Here is a 19,269-nt window from a genome sequence, read left to right on the forward strand (position 1 = left end):
CTCGACCGGGACACCGAGCAGTAGTCAGCCGCCGAGCCGCTCAAGCGCGGCACGGACCGCCGCACGCCGAGGATCACTGGCGGGCTGCTGCTCCAACAGCGCTTCAGCCTTGCGGTAGGCCTCAACGGCGCGATCGGGCTCCTGAAGGACGGTATAGGCATTTGCCAGCCGCATCCAACCATCCAGATCGTCCGGTTCATCCTCAAGACGCTCGGCCAGCCGCGAGACCATCGATCGGATGAACTCCGCGCGATCCGCGTCATTCATCTCCGACGCCGCCGCGACATCTGCGGCACTCGGGCCTGGTTGCGACGTCGGCCCGCTGGGTAGATTGACGACCGGAAGGTCAGCTGCCGCTGCAATCCGGTTGATCTGCGCTGCATAGGTCTCCATCCAGGGAACGTAAGCCTCTTCCTGATTCAGTCGTGAAACAAGCAGATCGTAGGCCTTACGCGTCTCTTCTTGCTGAAAGTAATACAGAGACTCGAAGTAGGTTGCCGCAGGATTGGATGGGTCAAGGTCCAAAGCGCGATCAATGGCCAATTTCGCCCGTGGAATAACAACGCCGTCATTGGCAACCGCGACAGCCTCTGCCAGCATGGAGAATGTCGCGGAGGTGGCATCCTCCCGTTCGGCAACGACTTCGAAGGCTTCGACGGCATCGGCTGCTCTGCCCATGCGCTGATAGGTCTGGCCCAACAGCATCCACCCTTCGCTAGGGCCGCCGGTCGGATCGGATACAAGCCTTTCGCGAAGTTGTATTGCCAGCGCCGTCACTTCATCAGTCTGTGCGCGCTCCTCTGCACGGGCAGCGAAGGCCATTGAAGGCACCTCCGGCGATCCCATTGTCAGATAGTAGCCCGCGGCAATAACCGGCGCGAGGACCGCCGCGACAACAAGAGTGCCTCTGCCACCATTACGGGATGATCCGGCTTTTTCTTCCGAATTGCGGGTCGTCGCGAGGATCCGTTTCTTGATCTCGAGTCTGGCCGCTTGAGCTTCCTGTTCAGAAATCAAACCGCGGTCCATGTCTCGTTGGATTTCCCGCATCTGATCGGCGAGGATGGCCGGTACCGCATCTCCTCTGGTGAGAGTGTTCGATTTGGACAGCAGCAGCGGGTAGAGGACTATTCCGATCGCGACCAGCGTCAGAAGACCGAAAATACCCCAGATCATGACGCATCCCCCGCTTCGTTTTGTCTGAGAATTTCGGACACGGTGTTCTCATCCTCCGCGCCCAAATCTTCAAAAGCCTCTTGCTTTCGCCGACTCATCAGTACCCCGCCACCAACGAAAACCCCGATCAGAACGAAAGCGATCGGCGCAAACCAAAGCGCGTAGGTCGCAGGCTCCAGAGGCGGTTTGAGCAGCACGTAATCCCCGTACCGCGCCCGTATGTATTCGATCACCTCCGCGTCGCTGTCTCCAACGACCAGGCGCTCGCGTACGAGCAGACGCAAGTCCCGCGCCACACCCGCGTTCGAACTGTCGATGTCCTGGTTCTGACAGACGACGCATCGTAGATCCTTGGAAATCTCCCGCGCACGCTGTTCCAATACCGGGTCGGTCAGCATTTCGTCCGGTTCCACCGCATTGGCGGCAAAGGGAAGGAGCCCGATGCAAAACGCGAAAATCAACTGTCTCATGAACCTGCTCCATTTGGCAGTGCGCCTGCCTGCTTCAGGGCTTGCGTGAACCGTTCGACGGCGTCCGGACCCACGACCGGCCCGACATAGCGAAACAAAACGGTGCCATCGCTATCGACGATGAAGGTTTCCGGCACGCCCGACAGGCCCCATTCGATCCCGGTCCGGCCCGACAGGTCGGACCCGATCCGCTCGTAGGGATTGCCGAGGTCATTGAGCCACTTCACGGCATCCTCAGGTTTGTCTTTGTAGTTTATTCCGAACAACCGCATGCCGTCTCGTTCGACAAATCTTGTCAACACGGCATGTTCCGCGCGGCAGGGCACGCACCAGGACGCAAAGACATTGACCACGACCGGTCGTTCGTTGCCGACAAGATCGCTTCGGGCCAGGCCGGGTGTCTCCAACCCCGGCACGGGATCGAGGTCGAACGCCGGGGCCGGTTGCGAGATCAGGACGGAAGGGATCTCGTTGGGATCCCGGTCGGGATTGAGCCCCCAGAGAAAAAACCCACCGAATATGACCGCCGCAATAAACGGCAGCCCGGCAATGAGACGTTTCATCTTCTCTCCTACTCGGCAGGAACGGCATCGGTGGCTGGCTGTTTGGCACGGCGCGGCGCCCCGACCCTCAAACGGCGATCCGACAAGGACAAACAGCCACCGATCACCAGCAGGATCGAGCCGATCCAGATCAGGTTGACGAGCGGTTCATAGAGGATCCGAAGGGTCCATGCTCCGGCGTTGTTCACTTGATCGGAGGCTGGCGTTGCAATCGACGTATAGAGATCACCCGCCAATGTGGAGCGGATGGCCGACTCCGTCGTCTGGCTTTCCGCGACCGGGTAATACCGCCGTTCCGGGAAAAGTGTCGTGACCAATTCGCCATCCCGACGCACCACAAGGGTGCCGCGATCCGCGATGTAGTTCGGCCCTTGAACCTTTGCGGCCCCTTCGAAGGTGATGTCGAACCCGGCGATCGTGACTTCGGTCCCGGGGGCGGCAAAGACGATCTCCTCACTCTTCCATCCGGTCGAGCCGATCATCCCCATCATCAACACAGCGACGCCGGCATGGGCAAGCGTCATACCGTGAGAGGCGCGTGGCAGGTTGCGCACGCGTCTCGCGCTCTCTGCAAGGGAAACCTCGAACAGACGGATGCGTAGCGCCCATTCCCGCAGGGTCGCAAAAAGCAGCCACGCTGCGCCGAGGATGGCAAGATAGGCCATGATCGGCCCACCGTTCAGAAGATACCATGCGGCCAAGGCTGCAATGACCGCCAGCACGGCCACGAATTGGATGCGATCGAGCAAACCGGCGATATCAGCCCGCTTCCACGACAGGAATGGACCAAGACCCATGAACACGACCAGTGCCAGCATCATCGGAATGAAGGCCGCGTTGAAGAAAGGTGGACCGACCGAGATCTTGTCCCCGGTGACAGCCTCCAGGATCAGTGGATAAAGCGTCCCGAACAGGACCGTTCCCGTAGCGGCGGCCAGAATGAGGTTGTTCACGAGCAGCCCGGCCTCGCGGCTGATCGGGCGAAACAGACCACCCGGCTCCATTTCGGGCGCCCGCCAGGCGTAGAGCGCCAGCGACCCACCGATGGACACGGCCAGCAGACCCAGAATGTAAAGCCCGCGCTCTGGATCGACGGCGAAGGCATGCACGGATGTAAGCAGGCCTGACCGGACGATGAACGTCCCGAGCAGCGAAAGCGAGAAAGTCAGGATGGCAAGTAGGATGGTCCAGCTTTTGAACGCGTCGCGCTTTTCGGTGACGATGGCGGAATGCAGCAGCGCCGTGCCCAGAAGCCAGGGCATGAAGCTCACGTTCTCGACCGGGTCCCAGAACCACCAGCCGCCCCAGCCCAGTTCATAATAGGCCCACCACGATCCAAGAGCGATACCTGCCGTAAGGCTGACCCACGCGGCCAATGTCCACGGGCGGACCCATCTGGCCCAGGCCGGATCGACGCGCCCTTCCAGAAGAGCCGCAACGGCAAAGGAAAACACGATGGAGAAGCCGACATACCCGAAATACAAGAGCGGCGGGTGCATGGCGAGACCCATGTCCTGAAGCAACGGGTTGAGGTCATTGCCGTCGAGCGGCGGCGGAAACACCCGCTCGAAGGGGTTCGACGTCAGCAGCAGGAAGGACAGGAAGCCGACGCTGATCCACGCCTGCACCGACAAGGTGCGCGCCTTGGTCTCGGCGGGGATGTTCGATCCGAACCAGGCGACGCCCGCGCCGAACACCGCGAGTATCAGGATCCAGAGCAGCAGCGAACCCTCATGGCTGCCCCAGGTCCCGGCCACCTTGTAGAGCATTGGCTTGAGCGAATGGGAGTTCTCGACGACGTTCCTGACGGTAAAATCGCTGACGATGAAAGCCTGCATCAGCGCTGCGAAGGCGATGGCCACAAACAGCACTTGTCCTATTGCCGTCGCCTGGGCGGATTTCATCCAGACGGCATTTCTACGCGACGCACCTGCAATCGGTAGAACACTCTGAACAAGCGCAAGCGCCAGTGCGAGGGCCAGTGCGAAGTGACCAATTTCCGGGACCATGGCGTTCTTTCCTATTCAGCGTCGGTGGGCGTCGCGTCGGACGGCTTTGGCGTCCGCGGCGGGGTCTATTCGTCGAGCGTTGCTTTGCGGCGACGGAACTCTTCTTCGTCGATTTCCCCATTTGCAAAGCGGCGCCTGAGCGCTTCCTGCGCGTCCGAGTCCGGGGGACGGGTGCCATTGTCCCGCAGCCTGAACACCAGAAACACCACCAATGCGATCAGCGCACCCCAGAAGGCGAGCATCATGAAGCCGCCCACAAAGCCATAGCCACTGCCCCACATGTGCCCCGTCCAGGAGCCTGGTCCATCAGCCTGCGCCATGCTGGCGGGCAAGCTGGCCAGCAACGGCAGGATCAACGCGTTCAGTTTCATCTGTTTCTCCTTCGATCAGTTCGGTTTCATCCAACGGGATGGTGACAACAGCGCGCAAACCCGCGCTGTTCTGATTGACCAGCTGGATATCGCCGCCATGGGATTGGACGATTGTCCTCGCGATTGAGAGCCCAAGCCCATAACCGCCCGTTTCCAGAGACCTCGATTGCTCGAGGCGATAGAACGGATCGAAGACCTTTTCCAACTGGTCGACGGGAATGCCGGGCCCATTGTCATCGATGTTGAGTACGAGGTTCGAACCGTGGGTCGCCCAGCTGACTTTTGCGGCACCACCGTAGCGAACGGCGTTCTCAAGCAAGTTCCTCAGTGCCCTTCGGAACGCGTTGGGTCGAAGCCGCACGGCAACATCATCACTCGGGGCAAAGGTGCAGTGTGCCGCCATATCGCTGCACAAGCTGTCCAGAAAATTGCGCAGATCGACCACTTCGGCACCTTCGGATCCGGTAAGGCCGCGTGCAAAGGTGAGCGTCGCTTCGACCATACTCTGCATCTCTTCGACCGATGCGATGAGGCTGTCCCGCGTCTCTTCTTCGTCAACCAGCTCCGCGCGGACACGCATGGCAGTCAACGGCGAGCGTAAATCGTGGCCAAGGGCTGCGAGCATACGTGTACGATCACTGACAAACCGGGTCAGCCGTCGTTGCATGCGGTTGAATGCGACGGTCAGATCTCTGACCTCGGTCGGCCCTGTGACCGCCAATTCGCCCACATCTTCGCCCCGGCCAAGATGGTCCGCGGCCTTCGACAGGTGCCGCAAAGGACGCGTCAGGCGCGTCATTACAAACCAGAAGATCGCCACCAGAAGCAGTCCGGCGGAAATCCCGAAGGTCAGCATCGAATAGAAAGGCCATTGGATCGGCGGTCGCTCGAACCGCGTTCCGACATTCAGCCAACGCGCTCCCTTGATGGCGATGGACAGGTTCATTTCAACCGCTGTCAACTCTCCGCGCATCATCGCGAGATGCATTTCTGTCATCTCGTCCGAGAGATTGGGAAGAGGCCGCAACTCGCCCTCGACCTCGTGCAATTCAACGCGAATATCCCGGCTGTAGCTGTCATCCATCAGGGCGCGTATGCGTGCTTCCACGATGCCGCCGTCCGAATGACCGGTGTGATCCACGATCGGAGCGTCCGACAGATCGAACCGGATCAGAGGCGAATTTGCCGCGCGAAGGATCGAGTCCTGCAGATCCAGCGGGGCCTCTTCGATCAACCGCGCGACATTCGCTGCGCGACCCGCGGCCTCGAATCCTAAAGCTGCACGGATCGCAAGGCTGCGCTCGTCGGCGAACAGGAACAGGCTGATCACCTGGGCCACGACAAGTGCCGCGACCACAAGCAGGATCAATTGGCCGCTCAGAGATCTCATCGCACGGCGCATCACGGCGCATCCTCGACATCGGCAGCCAGACAGTATCCGCCGTTCCGCACCGTTTTGATGACACTGGGCCTAAGTACATCCGGCTCGATTTTGCGGCGGAGACGGCTGATCTGATTGTCGATGGTGCGATCCATCGGGCCTGCCGTCCGACCAGCGGTCAGGTCAAGCAACTGGTCACGGCTGAGCACCATCCTCGCGCGTTCCAGCAGGACCGCCAGCAATTTGAACTCGGAGGTCGTCAATGGGGTCTCGGTGGTGGACTCGTCAATCAGCACCTGCCGGTCGGTATCCAGTATCCAGTGCGCAAAAGAGACTTTCCTCCCAGCGAGGCTTCCGGCCACAGGTTCGTCGCGGTTGCTTCTCCGAAGAACCGACTTGATGCGGGCGAGCAGTTCTCGTGGATTGAACGGCTTGGCGAGATAATCGTCCGCACCGATTTCCAGACCCACGATCCGATCCGTTTCCTCACCAAGCGCCGTCAGCATGATGATCGGAAGATCACCCTCTGGCGCAAGTCTGCGGCAAACCGACAAACCGTCCTCGCCCGGCATCATGACATCGAGCACGAGGAGGTCGAAGTGACCAGTGGCCAGCTTGGCATCCATCTCCACGGCATCCCTGGCGACGGTCGTGCGCATTCCGTTCTTCTCCAGGAAGCGCGCGACGCTTTCGCGTATCTGAGCGTGGTCGTCCACGATAAGGATATGAGGTAGCGGTCCCATGGCGTCCTTCCTAGATCATCGTTGCATTCTGTTTCATGGGCAGAATTGTAGCCGTTTGTATCAGGTCAGTCCCTTGCTACAGATGGATACAAATCTGTGCCTGCACCGTGTCGTGCTCCCGGGTAGCGTCGCGCGTATGTTATGTGACCTTTGGGATCGCAACCGATCAAAGGATGAGGTTTTCGAATATGGCTCTTGATTTGAACCGGCGCCGTTTCGTTCTGGGTGCTCATATGACGGTGCTGACCGTCGCGGCGTCACCGCTGTTGGCGCAGAGCCGATCTGTCTGGTCGGCAGAGAATGCCTTTGACGCGCTTCTATCGGATACGGCGCGGATCATCGATGTCAGAACGCACAAAGAGTGGCAAGAAACCGGCGTAGGTGCTGGTGTATGGCCGATAAGCATGCACGCGTCCGGTTTTCCGGACCGATTGTTCAGGGCCAAGGAACTGAGCGGTGATCGCACTGTTGGACTGATCTGCGCCACTGGCGGACGCTCCGCATCGCTGCTTCGAGCGTTGAGACAAGCTGGTTATTCGGGCTACGCCGATATCTCGGAAGGGATGTTGGGATCAGGCGAAGGGCCTGGCTGGATCGCATCGAACTTGCCGACCGTTCCGGTGGATGTCGCCCTGAACGGGTTGCCCCCCGCGTTGGCCTGACCAGTGAAGAATCAATTGGTCCCGTTGTGCTAAAAGCCTGATGTATGGTCAAATTGACCTGTTTGAACAGGAAGACGGGTTTGGGTGTATGACCGAGTTGATGGCTATGTTTGTCGGAATATGCGCGGCGATCGTGATGGGAATTGTCCATCATTATGCGTTGTCGGGCATTCTGAAGTTTTCCCCGCAGCGGTCGGATGGCTCCGGCTTTCGGATCATCCTGACGTTTTCCACGTTGCTGTTGCTGCATGTCTTGGAACTTGTGACGCTCGCCGTGTTCAACACGATGGTGGTGGCAAGCGTTCTGCCGCAATCGTTCAGCAACAGCCCTCCGATGTTTCAGGATGTTCTCTATGTTACGGGCATCTCGTTCTCGACCCTTGGCTATTCGTCCATAGAGGTGGTCGGGCCCTTTCGACTATTGCTGATGCTGCAATCGCTTTTGGGCTTCATGTTGCTGACCTGGTCAGCGACGTTTCTTTACTCAGCCTGCCAGCAAGTCTGGCAGAAGGCGAAAGATGACTGAAAATCGCCACGCGCGTCGGACATGAGCTTGGCGTCAGCGTCAAATACGTCCTGATATCGGTCCTTTGACCTCACCGTGGAACGGTTGAGTGAGCGCTGCGTTGCGCGCGTGGATGAATAGCCCTTGACCTTCCAGTTGCTGGAATCCCTAGGTACAAAGCCATGGCACAGATTTTCGAAAAGACAGGCGATCACGTATCGCACCATCGACACGGGGATATCTTGAAATCTCCCGTATGGGTTGGCGTGTTGCTTGTCGTTCTCACATTGCCGGCTCACCTTTTTTTGGATGAGCAAAGCTCGATAGCTCTTGCTTCGATCACGCTTGCTTTGATTGGCGGTGCCTATATCGGCTTTGGCGCTGCGGACGGCAGAGCGCGCGTGTTCTGGGCAGAGCTCGCGGTCGCCCTTTTGTTCGGCTTAGCAGCGTTCCTGGGGCTGATATGGCAGTGGGCCTTCCTCCCCTTGGGCTTGGCCCTTCACGCCCTTTGGGACATGTCACACCACAATTCTTATCGTCTCGCCCGGATTCCGAACTGGTATATTCCATTCTGCGTGGCCTTTGACCTTTTGGCAGCGACGTTCTTCGTTCTGCTCTATGCCGTGTTTTGATCCATGATGATGCGCATCCTTCTTATGGCGGTGTTCCTGATGGGAGTCGTCGCATTGGCCTTCCCGGACGTCCTTGGCGTTGACATTCGCCTGCCGGATCGCGCGGAAATTGACCGCTGGATCGAGGCGGCAGGTCTTGCCGGACCAATTGTCATCGTGGCGCTCATGACAATCGCTATTGTCGCAAGCCCCCTGCCCTCGGCGCCAATCGCACTCGCCGCCGGAGCGGCTTATGGACACACGTACGGGACGCTCTTCGTCGTTCTAGGTGCGGAACTCGGTGCGCTTGCCGCCTTTGGTCTGGCCCGCGGCTTGGGTCGTCCCTTCGTTGAGCGTCATCTCGGTCAGAAGATTAACGCAGGCCTGTTCGGGTCCCAGAACACTCTGACCTTCCTGGTCTTCGGCAGTCGCCTGCTGCCGTTTCTGTCCTTCGATATGATCAGTTACGCCGCAGGTCTGAGCAAGCTGCATCTTTGGAGGTTCGCGCTGGCCACGATGGCCGGGATTATTCCAGCGAGTTTCTTGCTCGCTCACATGGGCAGCCAGGCGATGAACGGCGATGCCCGCACTGCCACATGGACCGCACTTGCGCTGGGTGGCTTTACCGGCCTGTCGGTTCTCTTCGCCGCGACGCGAAAGACCGGTACGAAACGGAAGGAGAGCTGATATGGCCAGTCATTCCCACGCCGGGCATATGCCGAGTTCCGGCAAGGCCCTTGTGATTTCGGCCTGGCTCACCGGCGTCTACTTCGTGATTGAACTGGCCGTCGGGCTCTGGACTGGCTCGATTGCCGTCCTGTCGGATGCGTTTCACACCCTGTCGGCGGTTGGCGGCGTTCTGGTGGCCATCATCGCGCAGCGCATTGCGCGCCGCCCGGCGGATTCGGCGCGGAGTTTCGGCTGGTACCGCGCCGAGATCATCGGGGCACTGGTGAATGGCGGCTTTCTTCTCGGTATGGCGCTTCTGGTGATCTGGATGGGCGCGATGCGGCTCGGGAATCCGATTCACCTGGCCACGGGTCCCATGCTCTGGGTCGCCTTCGGAGGCCTGGTCACCGAAGTGATCTCGCTGGGGCTGATGTGGCAATCGAGCAAGGACGATCTGAATGCCCGTGGTGCGCTCTGGCACATCATCCAGACCTTTGTCGGCAGCCTCCTGATCATCGTCACCGCTCTAGTGATCGAGTTCACCGGCTTTCTGGCGATTGACCCGATCCTCGGCATGGCGTTCGGGGTGGTTCTCCTCTGGGCCTCCGTCGGCGTCATCAAGGAAGCGGTCCACATCCTCATGGAAGGCACGCCAGAGGGAACGGATCTCGAGGCTGTGACGGCGGACCTGCGCGGCCAGGACGGGGTTCTGGACGTTCACCATGTGCATGCCTGGACGCTGACCAGCGGCAAACACGCATTTTCTGCCCATATCCGCCATGGTGTGCCCGCAGAGGCCGCGGACCTGCTGAACCGGGCCTATCATCGACTGACGGAACGATATGGGTTTCACATGGTCACGCTGCAGCTCGAAACCGCGTGTCTCGACGAGCGCCACGCGCGGGATCTCGATGTGACGCTCCCAGAAAGCCAACGTGTGTCGCCCGACGCCGCCGATAGCCATGCCGCCCATGCGGACCCGCTCGACAGCGCAGCGCAAGACGCTAGACTCACTGACAACTCCTAGAGGACCTCCGAATGAAACGACGCACATTTTTGATGACAGGCGCGGCTGCCACCCTCGCATTACCCGTTGCCGCTGACACGGCACCCCTTCTGAAGGTGCTCAAAACACCAACCTGTGGATGCTGCTCCGCCTGGATCGATCATGTCCGGCAAGCGGGGTTCGCGGTCGAGGCGCAGGATGTCGATCAGGATCAACTTTGGGCGTTCAAAGAGCGGCTGCAAATCTCACCAGAGCTTGCTGGATGCCATACGGCGCTCTTGGGCGACTATTTCATCGAGGGCCACGTGCCTGCCGCTGACATCACGCGGCTGTTGGCAGAGCAACCGGTGGCGCGCGGGTTGACGGTACCCGGCATGCCGATGAGTTCGCCCGGCATGGGCGGTCCCGGGGCCGGTGACGCTTTTGATACCCTGCTTGTCGGCTCCGACGGGGTGACCTCGGTCTTCGCGAGCCACAGCTGATTGGGTCATGGGCGCAAGTGATAAATCCCGCGGCACGTGTTTTTGACCCGCCCGTCCTGCACGAGCTTTCGCAGCGCCCTGTAGGTTGCCTCATGGCTCAGCTGTAACCGGGCGGCGAACTCGACGACGGAGCCGTCGAGCACGCCCGCGACCAACCCCGCCATTACCCGGTTGTCGCGTAGCCCATAAGTCCGAGATATGGCGCGTTGAGCACCGAATTTTGCCCTTAAATGCGAGATGCCAGCGCCTTCGAGTGGAGTTTCCTCGTTTTTCTGCGGAGTCTTTGGTCGAACCTTGCCTCAGATTTAAGGGCAAAAAATATCAGAACTAAAGGCAAAATCTCATGTTTAAGGGCAAAGCACAGCCGTTGATTTGGTTGGATTTCTCATCTCACAATTAAGGGTTCTGCCTCAATCTGTGTGGCGCAGAGGCAGCATTCGGGCTCTGAGGAGTTCTGGTCCGGCGCGACCGTACATGGCGCGTTTGAGTGTCTTCAGGCGATTGACTTGGCCTTCAGCCTGACCGTTGTTCCAAGGAAGTTCAATGGCATTGCGCACGGCCTCGATGTCGCGGTGCAGCGTGCGGGCAAAGCGCATGATTGGTGGGATGCCAGTCTCAATGGCCAGGTCGATCCATGCGTCCAGCGGGGCGGACTGGTCGCCGCGCAAAATGCCCTGAAACCGCATGGCAAGGCTCCGCATCGTGGCAAAGCTTGGCGATCCGGCCTTCAATGCATCTACCTTTTGGGCCTGGTCTGCGGTCAATTTGCGTCGCGGCTTGATACAGAGCGCCGCTGCGACAACCGGCGAAATGGCGTGACCGGTTTGCGGGTCCCGCACAGGCGCCAGGGGCAGCGGCGTGTCGGTCGGGCCTGCTAGAACGGTTTGTTCATCCCTTCGCCATCCGGCCAGCAGACGTTGCAAATGAGACAAGCTGCCCTCATAGCCATGGCGTTGAATTTCGACCAATAATTCCTGGCCGGACCGGATACCCTGTTTCCAGAGATCGGCCAGTATGCTCTCAAAATACCACGGCGACGTGGGCTTCAATGCAGCTCGGCGGCGGTCTGGTGGCGAGTCGGAGCTCAACCACTTCGCCACACTACGACGCGGGAGGCCGGTCCGACGTCCAATTTCGCTACAAGACAGCCCTTGATCACGAAGTGCATGGATGTTTCGGAAAATTTCCTCACGTGATTTCCGATGAGCAAGACGCGATCGCAGTAGATGATTGGCCGTGCTGATGTTTTCGGCATCTGACAATAGCGCCCGCCCGGTGGCGCGGCCATGCATATTCATCTGCTCTTCAATGGCCTGGCGCAGGTTCTGGACGAGATGGAAACGGTCTGCGACCTGCAGGGCTTGCGGTGCACCCTGACGTGCGGCCTTCGCATATCCGCCACAACGATCCCGACTGATGACTTCAATCTCAGGGTGCTGCCGCAGCCAGCTCGCACAGCTTTCAACGCTCCGATCCGGAAGAATATCAATTACGGTCTGCCGCTCGAGATCGACGATGATGGTTCCGTAAGTCTGCGACTTGCGCCAGCTCCAATCGTCGATGCCAATGACCGTTGGCGGCGGGGCGACGCTTTCCGCACACTTCTTGAGGTGTCGCAGCACCGTGTCATTGCTGACACCGACGCCTAAACGGCGCAAGAGCCGCTCGGCAGGCCGTCCACCCGTGGCATGCCCCAGGTGACCGACAATGTCATCAGCACGCGAAGTTCGACGTGCAAATGGGCGCGCAATTGACGAGGTGTAGTCTGAAAACGTCCGTCGCGGGCACGTGGAAGCGGGACATCGCCATCTGCAGACCCAGAGTGCGACTGTTACCTTGTCGCCATGTGCGGGTAAATCCTGCAGTCGCCTTTGCCGCCACCCGTGACGACGCCGAGAATGCAAACCACAATCTGGGCAGATGCCTCTCGGTGCCAAAACGCCCGATACAAGCCACTCGCCGGAATCACGCCGCTTAACGCCTTGAACCCAAACGTCGCTCCCGGGCGACCAGTGCTTTTTTGAAATCACGACTATCCCTCCTGAAAGCTCCAAGCTCAGGATAGTTGCACCACACAGATTGAGGCAGAACCCAATTAAGGGCTACGCGACACCTGTTAAGGGGGCTCAGTCTACACACAAGCATTCAGCAGGGTTGCGAGCTAGCTGGGCGTGTCGTGCAGCAATCCGGTGCCTTAGTGCCTGTTGCTGAAACGATCGTTACCAATGCGTAGATCGCGTGACCTGCTACCCTGAACTTCCCTCGTTTTGATGTAGAGGTCCGTATCTACGTGCGCTGCTCCCCAAGTTTGGACCTTCGGAAGCTGGATATTTCCAGCTCCGGCGCTGCGAGAACCGAAGTAATTACTATACAACATTGCCAATCTTCCGGACACGCCTCGCAACTCATCCAGCCTGTGTCCCTTTCTCGTGACACAGAGCCCAGACCGCTTGGTCAGCCTCGGTTATGCGGCGCTCATGACCGTAGTGGCCCGCTCGGCGCCGCGCTTGAAAAAGACGTAGTACAGCACGGGTGCTGCGATCAGCGTAAGGATCGAGGCAAAGGCAAGCCCGCCCATGATCGTCGCCGCCATCGACTGAAAAAACGCATCCGACAACAGTGGCAACATCCCAAGAATTGTCGTCGCCGCGGCCAGAAACACCGGCCGCAGACGCGAGGTGGAGGCACTGACAATGGCCTCGTCCAGAGACAGAGCCGGATCGGCTGCTCGGATCAGATCGATCTCCTCAACCAGCACGATGCCGTTCTTGATCAGCATCCCCGACAGCGACAATAGCCCCAGAAGCGCGGTAAATGTAAACGGCAAACCTGACGCCAGTAGAGCCAGGCTCACGCCGTTGACCGCCATTGGCACCAGAAGCCAGATGATGATTGGCTGGCGCAGCGCGTTGAACAAAAGCACCGAAATCAACACCATGATAATGACGCTGAATGGCAATTGCGCGCCAAGGGCGGCTTGGGCCTCGGACGCGCTTTCAAGCTCTCCGCCCCACTCCATGGTATAGCCCTCGGGGATGTCCATCTCTTCAATGGTTTTTTGGACCTCGGCTTGCACCTCTGCCGCTGTCAGGCCGCGCGGAATATCAGCCCCGACGGTGATCACCTCTTCGCGATTTCGACGTTGTAGCAGCGTGTCTTGCGGCACGAAGCGGAAGCCTTCGATTACTTGTTCCATAGGCACCAGGGTGCCACCGCTCTCTGAATAAATCATGTGATCGGTCAGCGCGATCGCCGCATCTTGCGGTGCCCGGATCACGATAGGGATTTGCCGATCTCCTTCGCGGAAGGTCCCGGCGCTATTTCCTTCGGTGGCGAATTGTAGCGTCTCTGTGATGTCAGTCCGGGACACGCCCGCGTTCTGTGCGCGCTCCGCAGCGTAAACAGGGCGCAGCACCAATTCACGTTCGCGCCAGTCCTGCCGCGGGCTGATGATGTTGTCCGAAGCGGCCTGCATCCGGGCAATCGCCCGATCTGCCAAGGCGCGCAATACATCAGGGTCACGGCCAGAAAACCGCACCTCGATTGGCGCACCTCCGCCGGGGCCAAAGGCCAACCGTTTTACCCGGAATTCACCCTGCGGAAGACTTGCATTTGCAAAGGCTTCCAACGCGTCCATCTCTTGCTCGATCACTTCGAGCGAGTCCACGCGCACGATCAGGTGACCGTAGCTGGGGTTCGGATCCTCAGCCTGGTAGGTCAGCATGAACCGCGCCGCCCCTTGCCCGACAAAGGCTGTCACGGCAGAAACCGCGTCGCGGTCGCGCAACCAGTCTTCGAGAACCGCGAGATCATCAGAGGTCTGGTGGATTGATGCGCCCTGCGGCAGTTTGTAATGCACGAAATAGAGCGGCGTATTGCTGTCGGGAAAGAACTGCTGCTTGATTTGGCCGAACATCGCGTAACAAACAACGGTGCCGCCGATCAGCGCAAGAATGACCAGCCAACGCAGTTTCAAAGAGGCGCGCAGCACGGCGGCATAGCCCCGGAAGAGCGCGCCATCATACCCATCTGCCGTCCCTTCTTCGCCTTTCTTGAAAAAGTAATGCCCCAAAAGAGGGGTCGCGGTCAGGGCCAACACCCAGGACAACAGCAACGAAATCGCGATCACCGCAAAGAGCGAGAACAAGAATTCCCCCGTGGCATCTGGAGACAGGCCAATTCCGGCAAAGGCCATGATGCCGATCACGGTCGCACCCAGCAGCGGGATTTGCGTCTTGCTTGCGGCCTCTGTGGCGGCGTCGCGCGAGGATTTGCCATGCCGCATTGAAATCTGCATGCCCTCCGCCACCACGATGGCGTTGTCGACGAGCATCCCCATTGCGATGATCAAAGCACCCAGCGAGATACGCTCCATCTCAATCGCACCAAGCGCCATGAAAAACAGCGTCCCCACCACGGTCAGCAGCAGCGTGGATCCCACAACGATGGCCGCGCGCCACCCCATGAAAACCGCCAGAACCGCGACCACAATACCAACCGACATGGCAAGGTTGACGAGAAAGGCGTTCGAGGCCTCTTCGACCACAACATGTTGGCGATAGATCGACTGGATCGAGATGCCGAGCGGCAACTCCGCGCGCAACTTGTCCAGCTGGGCATCGACCCGCTTCCCGACTTCGACGATATTCTCTGTTGCAAGGCCCGCAACGCCAAGTGTGAAGGCCTCCTGCCCGTTATGACGGGTAATCAGACTGGGGTTGGCTTCGCGCCCACGAAAGATATCGGTAAAATCAAAAAGGTTGAGGACCTGTCCACCCGCGCCGACAGAAAGGGCTGCGATTTCGGATACGCTATCGGATCCTTCGGGCCGTTGGAGCAGAGTTCGCCCATCCGGTCCCCACAACATGCCACCGTCAACAATCTCGTTGGCGCTGTTCACGGCGCCGGCAACAGCGGCGGGCGGAATACCCAGCGTCGCAGTAAGCGCAAGGTGCGGCTCGATGTAGATCACTTCGTTAGGCACGCCTGAGAGCACAACATCTGACACGCCATCCACCAGCAGCAACTTCCGCCTGAGGAAGGAAGATAGATCATTCACCTCTGCATCGGAGAAGCCCGGCGCTGTGACTGCATAGTAGAGCCCGTACACATCTCCAAAGCTATCGTTCACAAAGGGCGGCGTCGCCCCGCTGGGCAACGCCGCCTCGGCCACGCGATTGCGCAGCTTGGTCCAGATTTCGGGTAACTCGGAGCCGTCATAGGTATCCTGCATGTTCACAGTGATCCAAGACAGGCCAGGCTGGTTCATGGACTCAATGTCCTTGACCTCGCCCATCTTCTGAATCGCGGATTCCAGCGGTTCAGTTACCTCACGCGACACTTCTTCGGCAGAAGCGCCGGGATACTGGGTGACAACCACAGCGGTCTTGATAGTAAAGGCAGGGTCTTCCAGTCGGCCGAGGTTCGCAAAGCCCCAGATACCACCCAGCAGGCAGATCAACATGATGATCCAAGTGTAGATCGGGCGGTCGATGGATCCGCGCGCAACATCCATGGTGTTAGTCTCCGAAGCCAATAAAGCGGCGCACGGCAGTGCCATCGGCCAGCGCGCTCGCGCCGCTGACGACAATCTCTTGACCGTCGCTCAGACCCTCAACGACTTGAGCAGTGCCGCGATTGGTCGGCTCTATTGTGATTGGGGTTCTGGTCACAGTGCCCCTGCTGGCTCCGGTCGGGCCAAAGACCATGACATAGGTCTCATTGTCATTCCCAATCACGACGGCTGAGGTTGGCACCTCAAGACTTTGACCGCCGGTTTGCAAGACCGCTGTGACTTCGACGGAGGACCCCGGAAGAACGATCAGATCTTCGGGCAAGGGCATGCCAAGCGTGATGGAGTAGGTCTGCCCGATCTCCGCCGTCTCGGCATTGTATTCACGCACCTCAAGCGGGAAGCTGCGATCGCTTGCCGGAAATTGGGCCGTGAACACCACGTTGGGATCTTGGCCCGCGCGCTGAAATAGCGTTTCGGGTACGTCGATCTCGATCCGCAGTTCGGACAGATCGTGCAGCCGCACAATCGGCGTGCCAGCGGTTACCGTTGAGAAATTCGGCACCAGACGCGAGGCGACAATACCGTCAAAGGGCGCAACCAGCGTGGCATGTTCCAGGTTCCGCTGTGCGTCACGCAGAGCAACATCGGCGATTGTCATAGTTGTCCGCGCATCCTCAAGGTTGGTTTCCGCGACCGAAGACCCGGCCAGCTTTTCAAACCGTTCCACAGTGCGCCGTGCCTGATCTTCGTTCGCTTGCGCTTGTTCCAGCGCCAGCTCAAAAGGCTCCAGATCCATCCGAGCCAACGCGCTGCCCTTGGAGACCGCCGCCCCCTCGTCCAGCGACAATTCGACGATCTGTCCACTGACTTGAAACGCCAGATCAACGGTAGCCCGTGCAACAACCTTGCCAAAGAAAACGCGCTCTAATTGGGACGCGCCCGCGGTGACTGGCGCAAGCTTCACGAAAGGAGCGTCGTCCGCGTGGGCCGCCGTGACGATCACTCCCAACGCAATGCCCAGCATACCGCCAAAACGGCAAGTGAATCGCATCGCCCGATGGGCAATCTCATAAGCTTTGACCATGCTTAGCCTTCCTTGTTCTCTGTAGGGTCTGCCTCGGGTTGCGATGCCGCCGTGGTGCAAAGCTGCCGAAGCGTTACGAGTTGCTGAATCAGGTCTGCGCGATCCCGTGCGGTCATGCCGGCGGTTTTGGCCGCACGCTGCACGAAGTCCGACAGCTCGGCCACGTCCAGACCCCTTTTCGAAAAAACCTGCGCATGCGGTACAAGCGTGTCGAAGATTACCGCGCGAAAACGTTCGGCCGACTGCTGCAGAGCCTCTTCGCTGACGGCATTGACCCCGTCGATGAAATCCTGCGCATTCGGCATTGTCTGTATCGTGTCGTACCCACGGACCACCATTCGGTCGAAGATCAGGTCAAGCCTGGCCCCCAATGAATTCGCCGCCTGCAAGTCTGCGTGGATCTCTGCAAGGGCAAGGTCCGTGTATCGTTTGATCAATCCGCGCAGGATATCGTCCTTGTTGCGAAAATGATTGTAGAGCGTCTGACGCGACACGCTCGCTACTTCGCACAGGTCGCTCATGCTGGTGCGCTTCACGCCGTAACGCGAAAAGACATGCAGTGCTGCGTCCAATATTGTTGATTCCAGTTCGGCCATCGACCCGTTCTGCCTTTGCATGAAGGCCGAAAGTGGACAAAAGCACCAAGATTGTCAATCTGTAAATCTGTAAAACTGCGTCCAGAAAGCCGCGGTTCTCCTAGTCGGCCGCCTGGTGCGGTCTTGTGGGTCAGGCATTGCGACCTGTGCGCATACCCTCGGTATCGATGCGCCACATCCGATATCGCCCCTGCCCAGTCACTTCGCGGGTCAAACCCTTTTCCTCCATCCACGCCAGATTGCGCTGAACGGCGGCGCGGCTGGCTCCGGTCATGGACTCAGCCATTGGGGCGGAGACCAAGGGCCATTGAGAGAAAGTGTTTCGCAAGGCGACCGGCGTGCGGCCAGACAATTGCGCCATGATGGTCTCTGCGCGCGCGGTCCACGCTTCGATATCGTCAAGTGTTCGCGTCGCCGTTAGAATTGCGCTGTTCATCCCATCCAGCCAGTGGGCCAGGCGTTCGGGTGGCAAGCCCGAGACACGCAGCCCCCCTGCCCCGCCCATGGCGAGCGGTGCGAAGATGGCGCCGCTTCCGTCGCTGGCCGCGATCCTGGACGCGGTGACGGCGGCTTCCATCAGGTCGTCGTGCCCACCGAGGCCCGCCAAGCCCCAGAGATGAAAACCCATGCAAGCCCGCGTGATTGGATGCAAGTCGCCCGCAGCGGCCATGACGTCCAGCCATCCGCCTGCGCGATCCCCGAAACGCTCAGCGCTGTCTTCAATATTCTCGGGGTCGCGGCGATCCAGGAAGGCGGCCAAATCGGCCTCCGGTCCGGGACCGCCTGTCAGGCGTCGAACAGCCCAGTGGGCGCGTGCCAGCGCATTTGGGTCATCCTGTGCACCTGACAGCCGCATCGATACCCAGAGCGCCAGACGATCAAAACTCACCCGATCCCCTGCAAACCAACTGAGGTCCGCCGCCTCGATCAACGCGAGCCGATGCCGCCAACCTTCCGGGCCTCGCAGCAGCCGGTCATCCAGAGCCCCCAGGCGTCCAGCCACGCGGGCCAGCCGCGCAGCGTGAAGCCCCTCTGCCCTTGTCCAGTCTTCGATGACAGCAGTGTCGGGCGGTTCTGCCCGCGGCCCGGGAGGCAAATCATCCGGCTCTTCTTCGAGTGGCCCAGGCAGGAACCAGAGATCATCCTCGCGAGCCTCTTCCTCCCCTTCGATTGTGATGAGGGGGTCGTCAAAATCATCATTCAAAGTAGAGGCCTGTGGTCTCATATGTGCAAAATACTGTGTTTTTGCACATTACCCAAGTGATTTTGATGCAGTTGCCCACGCTCTTTATATGGTACGCGTGCGCGGCTGTCGGCGGAACCTCTCAGATCGGGCTCAGCACAAGGAAACCAAGGGTTTTTGGACGAGCACGACGAGAGAGCACTTACTTGCATTCGTTTACAAACGGTCGTTTATTGATGATAC

General features: G+C 59.4%; 17 protein-coding genes and 1 pseudogene. 6 read left to right on the forward strand and 12 right to left on the reverse strand.

All coding sequences use genetic code 11. The features are described from left to right. Window positions 1-24: 24 nt before the first annotated feature. The 7 genes from ccmI to C4S59_RS16845 all read right to left on the reverse strand — a co-directional run bounded on the left by ccmI (window position 25) and on the right by C4S59_RS16845 (window position 6,713). Window positions 25-1,176, reverse strand: coding sequence for a c-type cytochrome biogenesis protein CcmI (ccmI, locus tag C4S59_RS16815; RefSeq protein WP_103911585.1), 1,152 nt, complete (start codon window positions 1,174-1,176; stop codon window positions 25-27). After that, a complete protein-coding gene (locus tag C4S59_RS16820; protein WP_103911586.1) occupies window positions 1,173-1,646 on the reverse strand; it encodes a cytochrome c-type biogenesis protein in 474 nt (157 codons plus the stop codon). The genes ccmI and C4S59_RS16820 overlap by 4 nt, the downstream gene beginning before the upstream one ends. Then, a complete protein-coding gene (locus C4S59_RS16825; protein WP_009807483.1) occupies window positions 1,643-2,209 on the reverse strand; it encodes a DsbE family thiol:disulfide interchange protein in 567 nt (188 codons plus the stop codon). The genes C4S59_RS16820 and C4S59_RS16825 overlap by 4 nt, the downstream gene beginning before the upstream one ends. An 8-nt stretch (window positions 2,210-2,217) precedes the next feature. Then, complete coding sequence (locus C4S59_RS16830) at window positions 2,218-4,218, reverse strand: heme lyase CcmF/NrfE family subunit (RefSeq protein WP_012187039.1); 2,001 nt, start codon at window positions 4,216-4,218, stop codon at window positions 2,218-2,220. Between the two features lie 65 nt (window positions 4,219-4,283). After that, a complete protein-coding gene (locus tag C4S59_RS19830; protein WP_228069713.1) occupies window positions 4,284-4,589 on the reverse strand; it encodes an SHOCT domain-containing protein in 306 nt (101 codons plus the stop codon). After that, entirely contained in the window at window positions 4,525-5,991 is a 1,467-nt protein-coding gene (locus C4S59_RS16840; RefSeq protein ID WP_009807480.1) for an ATP-binding protein, read from the reverse strand. The genes C4S59_RS19830 and C4S59_RS16840 overlap by 65 nt, the downstream gene beginning before the upstream one ends. Continuing rightward, window positions 5,991-6,713, reverse strand: a complete 723-nt coding sequence (locus C4S59_RS16845; protein WP_103911587.1) for a response regulator — start codon at window positions 6,711-6,713, stop codon at window positions 5,991-5,993. Before C4S59_RS16845 ends, C4S59_RS16840 begins: the two co-directional genes overlap by 1 nt. 188 nt (window positions 6,714-6,901) lie before the next feature. Between C4S59_RS16845 and C4S59_RS16850 the strand changes: the two genes are divergently transcribed. The 6 genes from C4S59_RS16850 (at window position 6,902) to C4S59_RS16875 (ending at window position 10,648) form a co-directional block, all read left to right on the forward strand. Then, the gene (locus C4S59_RS16850) at window positions 6,902-7,375 is read left to right on the forward strand and encodes a rhodanese-like domain-containing protein (protein WP_008327269.1); all 474 of its coding nucleotides are present in this window, start codon (window positions 6,902-6,904) and stop codon (window positions 7,373-7,375) included. A gap of 88 nt (window positions 7,376-7,463) precedes the next feature. After that, window positions 7,464-7,901, forward strand: coding sequence for an ion channel (locus tag C4S59_RS16855; protein ID WP_222481193.1), 438 nt, complete (start codon window positions 7,464-7,466; stop codon window positions 7,899-7,901). A 161-nt stretch (window positions 7,902-8,062) separates the two neighbouring features. Continuing rightward, window positions 8,063-8,512 carry a DUF6010 family protein gene (locus tag C4S59_RS16860; protein WP_008327267.1) on the forward strand — a complete coding sequence of 150 codons (450 nt, stop codon included), beginning with the start codon at window positions 8,063-8,065 and terminating at the stop codon, window positions 8,510-8,512. 3 nt (window positions 8,513-8,515) lie between these two features. Next, window positions 8,516-9,178 (forward strand): TVP38/TMEM64 family protein, encoded by a 663-nt coding sequence (locus tag C4S59_RS16865; RefSeq protein WP_008327266.1) that lies wholly within the window; start codon window positions 8,516-8,518, stop codon window positions 9,176-9,178. Window position 9,179: 1 nt separating this feature from the next. Beyond that, complete coding sequence (locus C4S59_RS16870; protein WP_234994811.1) at window positions 9,180-10,187, forward strand: cation diffusion facilitator family transporter; 1,008 nt, start codon at window positions 9,180-9,182, stop codon at window positions 10,185-10,187. An 11-nt stretch (window positions 10,188-10,198) separates the two neighbouring features. Continuing rightward, the gene (locus C4S59_RS16875; protein ID WP_103911588.1) at window positions 10,199-10,648 is read left to right on the forward strand and encodes a DUF411 domain-containing protein; all 450 of its coding nucleotides are present in this window, start codon (window positions 10,199-10,201) and stop codon (window positions 10,646-10,648) included. A gap of 410 nt (window positions 10,649-11,058) precedes the next feature. Here the strand turns inward: C4S59_RS16875 and C4S59_RS16885 are convergent, their stop codons facing one another. From C4S59_RS16885 to C4S59_RS16905, 5 genes and pseudogenes are all read right to left on the reverse strand, one after another. Next, window positions 11,059-12,678: an ISL3 family transposase gene (locus tag C4S59_RS16885; protein WP_456119752.1), complete on the reverse strand. Its 1,620-nt coding sequence runs from the start codon at window positions 12,676-12,678 to the stop codon at window positions 11,059-11,061. Between the two features lie 434 nt (window positions 12,679-13,112). Beyond that, window positions 13,113-16,163, reverse strand: coding sequence for an efflux RND transporter permease subunit (locus tag C4S59_RS16890; protein ID WP_103911589.1), 3,051 nt, complete (start codon window positions 16,161-16,163; stop codon window positions 13,113-13,115). Window positions 16,164-16,167: 4 nt separating this feature from the next. Further along, window positions 16,168-17,247, reverse strand: a complete 1,080-nt coding sequence (locus C4S59_RS16895) for an efflux RND transporter periplasmic adaptor subunit (protein ID WP_095591008.1) — start codon at window positions 17,245-17,247, stop codon at window positions 16,168-16,170. Between the two features lie 2 nt (window positions 17,248-17,249). Continuing rightward, on the reverse strand, window positions 17,250-17,843 hold the full coding sequence (locus C4S59_RS16900) for a TetR/AcrR family transcriptional regulator (protein ID WP_095591009.1): 594 nt from the start codon (window positions 17,841-17,843) through the stop codon (window positions 17,250-17,252). Between the two features lie 163 nt (window positions 17,844-18,006). Beyond that, a pseudogene (locus C4S59_RS16905) lies at window positions 18,007-19,068 on the reverse strand (hypothetical protein); the annotation flags it as partial. Window positions 19,069-19,269: the final 201 nt, after the last annotated feature.

The organism is Thalassococcus halodurans, assembly GCF_900108225.1.
Classification (GTDB): domain Bacteria; phylum Pseudomonadota; class Alphaproteobacteria; order Rhodobacterales; family Rhodobacteraceae; genus Thalassococcus; species Thalassococcus halodurans.